At 67.5% G+C, this 10909-nt stretch carries 2 protein-coding genes; both read right to left on the reverse strand.

The annotated features are described in order from the left end of the window. Window positions 1-39: 39 nt before the first annotated feature. Window positions 40-264 (reverse strand): MbtH family protein, encoded by a 225-nt coding sequence (locus tag TFC3_RS24575; protein WP_067504349.1) that lies wholly within the window; start codon window positions 262-264, stop codon window positions 40-42. Continuing rightward, window positions 261-10190 (reverse strand): non-ribosomal peptide synthetase, encoded by a 9930-nt coding sequence (locus tag TFC3_RS24580; protein WP_082772276.1) that lies wholly within the window; start codon window positions 10188-10190, stop codon window positions 261-263. The genes TFC3_RS24575 and TFC3_RS24580 overlap by 4 nt, the downstream gene beginning before the upstream one ends. Window positions 10191-10909: the final 719 nt, after the last annotated feature.

Below are 10909 nucleotides of genomic sequence, written 5' to 3' on the forward strand. Positions count from 1 at the left end.
GTTGTCCGGACACACGCGATACACCCACAAAGATTTCGCTCAGGACGACGGAGCGGGGCTGTCCATGGCGTCGATCAGGCTCTGCGGACGCATGTCCGTCCACGTGTCGTCGATGAATGTCACGCAGGACTGCCGATCCGACGGCCCGTACGTCACGTTCCAGCCGTCGGGAACGTCGTTCGTGGTCGGCCACAACGAATACTGACCCTCGCCGTTCACCAGGGCGTAGTAGCGGATATCGTCCCGCTCGAATGGATTCTTCACAACCGTTCCCTCTCCACGTCGTGCACGCTGGCCACGAGGGTTTCAGCGATTTCCGTCAGCGGACCGGGGGACATCATCTCCCCGTGCCGGCAATCAATTTCGTACACTTGCACCTGACCGGTGAAATGCTCGGCCCACCGCGCAACGACGTCTGCGGGCGCGACTTTGTTATCGGCCACCGCGGCATAAAAGTGGAGGTCTCCCCGCACGCGGCCGGCCGGACGAGGAAGGCCGCCGATCCGTGCGGAGTTGAGGGCCACCTCAAGGATTCGCTCCACCTGTTCACGGCGCAGGGATCCCAGCGTGCTCATGGGTTCCTGCAGAGCTTCGACAACCCGTTCCATGCCGGCGGACTCGAGCCAGCCGTCCGTCCCGACACCGAACGCCTCCAGAATTCCCCTCAGCATCACCTCGGTCTTCTCGGATTCCTCCTGCTCGGCAACGGGATACGGGGTGGAGTCGAACATCGCCAGGAACTCCACACCGTGTCCGCGTTTCTGCAGCTCCAGCGCCACCGCATGGGCGATCGTCCCGCCGAGCGACCATCCGGCCAGGCGATACGGGCCCGCATTCTGGACCGCGACGATGTCGTCCACGTAATCGCTTGCCATCTCCTCGATGGACCGAGGGAGCGGGCCGCCGGCGTTCAACCCGCGGGCCTGGATCCCGTACACCGGATAGTCCGGGCCGAAATGCTGGAGCAGTCCGGAGTAGCACCAGCTCAAACCGCCAACCGGGTGGACGCAGAAGATGGGGAGACGGCTTCCGCCGGACCGGAGGGGAAGCAGTGGGCTCAGCGCATCAAGCAGCGACGACGGATGCAGCTGCCGGCTGAGAGCCGCGACGGTAGGGGCCTGGAAGAGGGCACGCACGGAGATCTCGGTGCCCAGTTCCGCGTGTATGCGGCGGATCAGCCGGGTCGCGAGCAGGGAGTGCCCACCCAGGTCGAAGAAGCCGTCATCGACGGACACCCGTTCCACCCCGAGGACCTCGGCAAACAGGCTGCACAGCACTCTTTCCTGCTCCGTGCGCGGAGCCCGCCCGACGAGGGTGGGGTAGACCGGGGCCGGCAGCCGGCGGCGGTCGACCTTGCCGTTGGCGGTCAGCGGCAGCGCCTCCAGAACCACCACGGCCGACGGGACCATGTAGTCCGGCAGCCTCACCGCGACACGATCGCGGAGCGCCGCCGCATCGACCACGATGCCGGCGACCGCAACCACGTAGGCGACGATCCGTCTGTCACCCGGGCGGTCCTCCCGCACCACGGCGACCGACTGGTCCACCACGTCGTCCTGCCGGAGCGCCGCCTCGATCTCACCGAGCTCGATCCGGAACCCGCGTACCTTCACCTGGTCATCGATGCGCCCGACGAACTCCAGACGTCCCCGTGGGTGCCACCGCACCTGGTCACCGGTGCGGTACATCCGCTCTCCGGTCCCCCAGGGGTTGGCGACGAACCGTTCAGCGGTCAGGGCCGGCCGGTTCAGATAGCCACGAGCCAAACCCGCCCCAGCCACGTACAGCTCACCGACCACACCGGGCGGGACCGGCTGCAGCCGCTCATCCACCACAAAGACCCGCGTGTTGAACACCGGACGGCCGATGGGAACCTCGGTCACCCGCTCGTTCTCGGACAGCCCGTCAACGACCCAGGACGCCACGTCGACAGTTGCCTCCGAGGGTCCGTAGGCGTTGACCATCCTCCGGCCCGGTGCCCAGCGTTCCACCAGGTCGGCCGACAACGCCTCGCTGCCCGTGATGAGCACCCGCAGGTCTGGATGGTGCGTGGGGGGAAGGCTGGTCAGCACAGCGGGCGGCAGATGGGCATGAGTGATCTTGTGATCGCGGATGAAGCGACTGAGGGGATCCCCGTAGAGAGTCTCCTGCGGGATCACCAGACGTGCTCCAGACAGCAGGGAAAGGCAATATTCGGAAACGGATACGTCGAAGCTGGGAGAAGCGAGCTGCAGGACCCTGCTGCCGGAGTCGATGTCGTACCGGTCGGCCTGGTTGGCGACCAGGCCGGCGATCCCGTGGTGGGTGACGACAACACCCTTGGGACGCCCCGTCGAGCCGGACGTGTAAATGACATATGCAGGATGCGCCAGCCCCAGAGCAACGTCCGGGTCGGACGCCGGATAGGACGACACGTCCGGGAGCTCTATCAGCGTCACCGCCGGCTCGGCATCACCGAGCATGGACGTCGTCCTGTCCGCCGGGTAGTTCTGGTCGATCGGAAGATACGCACCGCCGGCCTTCACCGTCGCCAGCAGGGCCACCACTAAGTCCACCGACCGTGGCAGATTCAGAGCCACGACAGTTTCCGGGCGCACCCCCCGATCGATCAGATGGTGCGCCAGCCTGTTCGCCCGGGCGTTGAGCTCGGCGTAGGTGACTTCCTCGGCTCCGTACACTAAGGCGACAGCGTCCGGCGCCCGCCGGACCTGGGCCTCGAACAACTGCGGGAAGGTCTCGGCAGGAACCTCGCGGTCGGTGTCGTTCCACTCCACCACCAACCGTCGCCGCTCCTGCGGGGCCAGGATGTCGGCCTCGCTGATGCGGATCCCGGGGTCGTGGGCGAAGACGGTCAGCAGGCGGCCCAGCCGCTGACACAGCGTCTCCGCGGTGGCCTGGTCGAACAGGTCCGTCGCGTATTCCAGGACCCCGGCCAGCCCACCGGCAGCCGCGCCCCGGCCCTCCTCCGACAGGCTGAAGGACAGGTCGATCTTGGCGCCGGAGCGGTCGATCGGCCGCCCGTGGATCTCGAGCCCGTGGAGCGCGGCATCGTGCCGGGTGTTGTTCTGCAGGACGAGCACCACCTGGTAGATGGGGTGGTGAGCCAGGCTGCGGGGCGGGTTAAGGATCTCCACGAGTCGTTCGAAGGGGAGGTCCGCGTTGGCGTAGGCGGCCAGATCGCTTTCCCGGACCCGGTCCAGGAGCTCGGCGAAGGTGGGATCCCCCGAGGTGTCGGTGCGCAGAACGAGAGTGTTGACGAAGAAGCCGACCAGGTCGTTGAGGGCGTCGTCGTTCCGACCGGCCATCGCCGCCCCGATGGGAATGTCCGTGCCGGAGCCCAGACGGGTGAGCAACGCGGCCACCGCTGCCTGCAGCACCATGTAGAGGGTGCAGCCGTGCGCCTTGGCCACTTTCACGAGCCCCGCGTGCAGGTCGGCGTCGATGGTGAGGGGAACGGTGGCACCGTGGTAGCTAGCCACCGCGGGGCGAGCCCGGTTGGCCGGCAGTTCCAGCAGATCGGGTGCGCCGGCCAGGGCCTGGCGCCAGAAGCCGGATCGCCGTTCCAGCACGCTCTCCGGGTCGCCCTCCGCACCGAGCACCTCACGCTGCCACAGCGTGAAATCCACGTACTGGACCGGGAGGTCGTCCCAGACCGGCGCCTGCCCCTGGCAGCGGGCCGCATAGGCCGCCGACAGGTCCCGCAGGAGCGGGCCATGGGACCAGCCGTCACTGACGATGTGATGCATCACCAGCAACAGCACGGCGTCGTCTTCGGCCAGGCTGAACAGCTGCGCCCGCACCAGGAGTTCGGCACCGAGGTTGAAGTGGTAGTCGGCCGCTACCTCCAGGGCCGGCGCCAGGTCCCGCTCGTCAACCGCGGTGACCTGCAGACCCGGCAGCGCCTCGGCGGGAGAAAGCACCTTCTGGAACGGCTCACCCTCCCGCTCCGGGAACACCGTGCGCAGGGCCTCGTGTCGGCCCACCACGTCGGCCAATGCCTCCTGGAGCGCGGGTACGTCCACCCGCCCTGACAGACGCACGGGCAAGGGGGAGTTGTAGTTGGCGCTGGAGCCCTCCAGCCGGTCCAGGAACCACAACCTCCGCTGGGCGAACGACAGCGGTACCACCTCGGGACGAACCCGGGTGCGCAACAGCGGCCGGGGCCTACCGGTCCCGTCGCCGCCGGCAGCGAGACCGTCGGCGAGACCAGCCACCGTCGGAGACTGGAACAACGCCCTGATGCTGAGCTCCACACCGAGCACGGCGCGAATGCGGTTGATCAGCCGGGTCGCCAAGAGCGAGTGTCCCCCCAGGTCGAAGAAGTTGTCGTCGATCCCGACCTCGGCCGCACCCAGCACATCGGCGAACAGGCCGCAGAGGATCTCCTCCTGTGGACTTCGCGCCTTCCGGCCGGCAGCCGCACTGCTGTAATGCGGTGTCGGCAAAGCCCTCCGGTTCACCTTCCCGTTCGGCGTCAGCGGCAGCTCCTCCATCACCACGAACGCCGAGGGCACCATGTAGTCCGGGAGCACCTCGGCCACCCGCCGGCGAACCGACGCCTGGTCCACGCCCGGGCCGGTCAGGTAGGCGACCAGGCGCCTGTCGCCAGGACGGTCCTCCCGCACAGTGACCACGGACTGCCGGACACCCGGACACGCGGCGAGAGCGGCCTCGACTTCACCCAGCTCGATGCGGAATCCGCGCACCTTCACCTGGTCGTCGACACGGCCCTGGAACTCCAGCTCGCCCTGGGCGTTCCACCGCACGAGATCACCGGTGCGGTACATGCGCTTCCCGCCCCCTCGGGGATCGGCAACAAACCGTCCCGCGGTCAGGGCCGGCCGGTTCAGATAGCCACGAGCCAGGCCCGTACCCGTCACGTACAACTCGCCCACGACACCGGGAGGCACGAGCCGCAGCCACTCGTCCCGGATCGAGAACCGGGTGTTCCAGAACGGGCGGCCGACGGGGATCGCTCCGGGATCGAGGAGCCGACCGGGCTTGATGCGGAATTCGCTGCAGTTGACGGTGGTCTCGGTATGGCCGTAGGCGTTGATCATGGTCGCGTCCGGATGCCTGGCACGCCATCTGCGCACGGCATCACCGGTGAGCAGTTCACCGCCGGCGATCAGGGTCCCGGACGGGGAGAACTCGTCCGGGAGGTTCTCGAGCACTCCGAGATGGGAGGGGGTGATCTTCATGAACGTCGGCCGGCCGGCGATGGTGGAGTACTCGTCCAGGTCAGCGAGCACCACGCGCCCTCCGCTCACGAGGGGGGTGTAGAGCGCTGTGACAGTCAGGTCGAACGCGATGGACGAGTGCAGCAGTGCTGAACCGGATGCGTCGGGATAGGCCGCCCGCGCACGGTAGAGATAGGCGCCCAGGGAGGCGTGTTCAATCACTACGCCCTTGGGCTCCCCGGTGGAACCGGAGGTGTAGACGACGTACGCCGAGTTTGCCGGAGCCAGACGCACGTCCGGGTTGGCGGCGGAGCAGGAAGAGGCGTCCGGCAGCTCGGTCAGCGTCAGAATCGGGGCGGCGTTAGCGAGTGTGTATGCGATCCGGTCCGCGGGATAGTTCTGGTCGATGGGCAGGTACGCAGCGCCGGACTTCACGGTCGCCAGCAACGCGACGACCAGATCCACGGACCGCGGCAGGCTCAGAGCCACGATGGTCTCCGGTCCCACACCCTGGCCGATCAGGTGGTGCGCCACGCGGTTCGCCCGGGCGTTCAGCTGAGCGTAGGTGACTTCTTCAGCTCCGGACACGACGGCGACAGCGCCGGGCGTCCGCTCCACCTGAGCCTCGAACAGCTCCGGCAACGTGACCGCCGGGACCTCGACAGCAGTGTCGTTCCACTCGTCCAGGGTCCGCAGCTCCATCTCGGACAGTACGTCGATCTCGGCGATCGCCCGTGCCGGGTCCATGATGACCGTACGCAGCACGAGGAGCAACCGGTCCACCATCGCCTGCGCGGTGCGTTCGTCGAAGACGTCGGCGGCGTACCCCAGGTTGCACAGCAGTGCGTCCGGGGTCTCGGTGAAGCTGAAGGTCAGATCGAATTTGGCCGTCTCCATGTGAACCGGCTCCCGGACCATCCGGAGCCCGGCCATCTCCACCACGCTGGCGACCTTGTTCTCCAGCACCAGCATGACCTGGAACAGGGGTGACCGGGACTGCGAGCGTTCCGGCGCCAGCTCCTCCACCAGCAGGTCGAACGGGATGTCTTGGTGGGCGAAGGCGTCGAGGTCTCCTTCGCGGACCCGCCCCAGCAGCTCCGCGAAGGTCGGGTTGCCCGAAAGGTCGGTGCGCAACACCAACGTATTCACGAAGGACCCCACCAGGTCGTCCAGCGCGGCATCAGCGCGGCCGACGACGGCGGTGCCGAGCGGCAGATCCTCCCCGGCTCCCATCCGGGCCAGGACCACCCCGACCGCGGCGTGCAGCACCATGAATAGCGTGGCATCGTGCGCCCGGGCCAGCCGGATCAGCTCCTGGTATGCCGACCCGTCCAGCGATGCGCCGGCCCGCCCGCCGCGATGGGTCGGCACGGCCGGATGCGGGCGGTCGACGGGCAGAGTCAGCTCAGCCGGTGCGCCGGCCATGACCCTGCGCCAGTACACCAGCTGCTGGTTCCGGAGGCTGCCCGGATCCTCGGCGGCCCCGAGCAGCTCCTGCTGCCAGAGCGCGTAGTCGGCGTACTGCACCGGCAATGGGACCAGGTCGGGGGCCCGTCCCTCGCACCGGGCCGCGTAGGCAGCCGAGAGATCACGCCACAGCGGCCCCATCGACCAGCCGTCCCCGGCGATGTGGTGGATCACCACGACCAGGAGGTCGTCGCGCAACCAGACCCGGATGGGTACCTCCCCGGCCAGATCGAACCGGTGTTGCACCGCGGTCTCGATGCCCTCGCGGTGCAGCGGAATCTCGACCGCGTCCAGAACCTTCTGCTGCGGTCGCCCCTCGTGGGCCGGGAACACCGTCCGCAGGGCCTCGTGCCGGGCCACCACATCACCGAACGCCGACTGCAGGGCCGCCACGTTCGGTGTGCCCGTGAGCCGCAGCGCCATGGGCATGTTGTAGGTCGGGCTGGGCCCCTCGAGTTGATTCAGGAACCACCATCTCTGCTGTGCCGCGGACAGTGGCAGCACCTCGGGCCGGGTCAGCTGCCGCAGAGCGGGCCGCACCTGGTCCCCCGTTGCCGCAATCGTCGCTGCCAACGCCGCCGGCGTACGGGCGGCGAACACGTCCCGCACTCGCACCTCCGCCCGCAACGCCGCACGCGTCCGCGAGATCAGCCGGGTGGCCAGCAGCGAATGCCCGCCCAGGAGGAAGAAGTCGTCCTCGACGCCGACCTCCGGCAACTCCAGAAGCTCGGCGTAGAGGCCACACAGGATCTCTTCGACGGCGGTGCGCGGCGCGGCCGAGGCGGCGACCACTGCGGGTGCGGGAAGGGCGTTCTTGTCGATCTTGCCGTTGGGGGTCAGCGGGAACGCGTCGAGGACGACGAATGCTGACGGCACCATGTAGTCGGGCAGTTGCTGGCGCAGGGCGTCCACATCCACCTTCTCGGTGGTGTAGGCGATCAGCCTGTCCTGCCGAGCGACCACGACCGCCTGGCCCGGCAGTGCGGCTTCGACCTCGCCCAGCTCGATGCGGAAACCCCGTACCTTGACCTGGTCGTCTGACCGTCCTACATAGATTATCTGGCCGTCGGCGCGCACCCGGGCCAGGTCCCCTGTGCGGTACATCCGTTCCCCTGCCTGCCCGGGACGCTCGGCGAACGGGTTCGCCACGAACCGCTGCGCGGTCAGCCCGGGCCGGCCCAGGTAACCACGCGCCAGACCTTCGCCGGCGATGTACAGCTCGCCGACGACACCCGCCGGTACGGGCTGCAGCCCGTCGTCCAACAGGTGCACCCGGCTCCCCGGGATCGAGACGCCGATCGACGGCACCCGGCCGTCAGGCAGGAGCGGTTGGCTGAGTGTCGTCTCGATGGTGCACTCCGTGGCACCCCAGGCGTTGATCATGCGTCGGCCCGGAGCCCACCGCGAGACCAGCTCGATCGGGAGGGTTTCTCCGGCCACCAGTAGCGTCCGTACCGTCTGCAGCGTTCCCTCAGGCAGGACTGCCAGCACGGCCGGTGGCAGCATCAGGTGGCTGATGCCATACCGGGAGACCGTCTCGGTCAGTGGCGGCCCGGCGGTGAGCCGCTCGGCGTCCACCATCACGAGGGTGGCGCCGTTCAGCAGCGAATAGCACACCTCAGCTACCGACGAGTCGAAGCTCAACGAGGCGAAGAGGAGCACTCGGTCACCCGGCGCGATGGCGAAGTCCCGGGCCCGGCCGGCCAGCACACCGGTCAGCCCGTGGTGGGTGACCGCGACACCCTTGGGCCGCCCGGTGGAACCGGAGGTGTAGATGAGGTACGCGAGGTTCGCCGGGGTGGCCCGCGGCGGCAGCGGCGCCCCGACAAATGTGTCCACCGTGGCCAGTGCCCGTTCGTCGAGCACCAGCTTCGGTTGCGCATCGGTCAGCATGTAGTCGATCCGTGCCTGCGGATAGCCCGGGTCCACCGGTAGCCACGCGGCACCGGCCATGCTTACACCGAGGACGGCCGCGACCGTCTCGCTGGAACGCGGCAGCACCAGCGCCACCACATCCTCGGGGCCGACGCCACGGTCGACCAGCCAGCGCGCCACCGCGCCGGCCCGGTCCTGCAGCTGCGCAAAGCTGAGGGTGCCCTGCTCGTCCACCACTGCCGGCGCGTCCGGGGTCAGTGCCACCTGCGCCGCGAACAGCTCTGGCAATGTGGCCGTCGGGAGAGTTCCGGTGTCTTCGTTCCCCTCGAAGACAGTCGTCAGCCGGTCCGCTCCGGACAGCACCTCGATGTCGGCTATGCGACGCTGCGGTTGTGCCGTCACCAGCTTGAGGACCCGCGCCAGCCGGTCCGCCATCGCATCCACGGTGATCTGGTCGAAGATGTCGGTGGCGTACTCGATTGTGCCGTTGATGCCAGCGGGCGCACCGTTGCTGTCGAACACCTCGTCGAAGTGGACCGTGAGGTCGAACCTGGCGACGTCCTGCCGGATGTGCTCCGTGCTGACGGTGAGACCGGGCAGGGCAGGCCAGGTCGGCGCGCCGGGCCGCAGCACCATCACGACCTGGATTAGGGGATGCCGGGTCAGCGACCGGTTCGGGGCCAGGTCCTCCACCAGAGCGTCGAAGGGGAGGTCCTGGTTGCGGTAGGCACCGAGGTCGGTCTCGCGCACCCGGCTCAGCAGCTCGACGAAGGTCGGCCGGCCCGACAGGTCCGTCCGTAACACCAGGGTGTTGACGAAGAATCCGACGAGGTCCTCCAGTGCCTCGTCGGTGCGGCCGGCCATCGCGGTGCCGATGAGAACGTCTTCCCCGGCGCCGTGCCGCTGCAGCCAGATCGCCAACCCGGCCTGCAGCACCATGAACAGGCTGGCGCCCTGCTCCTGTCCCACCTGCGTCAGCGCCCGGTGCACTTCGGCATCCAGGGTGAAGCAAGATTCTCCACCGTGGTGAGCGCGAACAGCCGGGTACGGCCTGTCGGTCGGCAGCTGCAACTCCGACGGCGCCCCGGCAAGTGCGCTACGCCAGTAGGCCAACTGCTCCTTCCCCACCGCCTCCAGCAACTCGTCGTACCACAAGGTGTAGTCGGTGTACCGCACCGGCAACTCGGCGAACGTCAGCGGCGCTCCCTGGCAGCGCGCTCGGTAGGCCTCTGCCAGATCTCGCGTCAACGGTGCCAGTGACATCCCGTCACCGGCGATGTGGTGCAGCACCAGCACCAGCACATGCTCGTCGGCTGCGAGCCGGAACAGCCGAGCCAGCACCGGTATGTCCCGCGCCAGGTCGAAGCTGCACCTGGACACCTCACTCATCGTTGCCTGCAGCTGATCGACAGCCAGCTCGCTCAGCGGCAATTCCAGGTGTGCGAGCTCCGGCGGCAACACCTCCTGCCGCGGCACCCCGCCTTCCTCGGGAAATACGGTGCGTAACGTTTCGTGCCGCTCCACCACGTCGTTCATCGCCGTCTGCAGAGCCGTTACATTGAGCTCTCCGGCGAAACGCAATCCGAGTGCGATATTATATGTCGCACCGGCGCCTTCCAGCTGATTCAGGAACCACAGCCGTTGCTGCGCAAACGACAACGAAATCAAGACGTACCTCTATTCTTTGATATTCGTCACAGCTTCGGCCATGCTTTCGCTGATTACTGAGGTCCACCTATTCCACGAGCTCGGAAACTGTCATCCGGGCAGCGTTATCCGCACGACGTGCCGACTCCGACGTCGGCCGCAGGCAGTGACGGACTACCGTTTCCAGGCAGGGATCTCAGCAGGAATCCAGGCAGATTCCCTGGTCCCGGCCTGCCCAGGCACCCTCGGCAGGCACTTGGGACTCGTGATGCACAGCGAGACCGCGCGCCTCACCCGCCCCCGAATAGCCACCTGGGGGCCATCAGGCCTCGTTCTTGACTTCGCAACAGATCCGATGGCGTCCTCACCACAACCATACTGATATTGCCGTGTGAGTCACCGAGGTCCAACGCTCCTCCGGGGGTTGTTAAGGAGTTCGACAAGGACCGACCGGCTTGCAGAAGTCAGTGCCAGGAACTCCACCGTTACCAGGGGCGGGCTCGAAAGTACCATGATGATCGGGTTATGTTAAGCGACGTCGATGAATGATCTTGATCGTCGGACATAAAGGCGTTGTTAGATGGCGATGAATGAGGCAGGCTTACTGAGGTGCAGCTTTCATCGCGTCGGCGGGCAGCTGGACTCGGACGTTTGACGTTCGCCGGGATCCGGTTCCCGCCGGAGCGATCATGGTGGCGGTCCATTGGCACCCGCGTTCTGGACCGGCTTACCGCGATGCC

Origin of the sequence: Actinoplanes sp. TFC3 (assembly GCF_001553785.1) — a bacterium.
GTDB lineage: Bacteria > Actinomycetota > Actinomycetes > Mycobacteriales > Micromonosporaceae > Actinoplanes.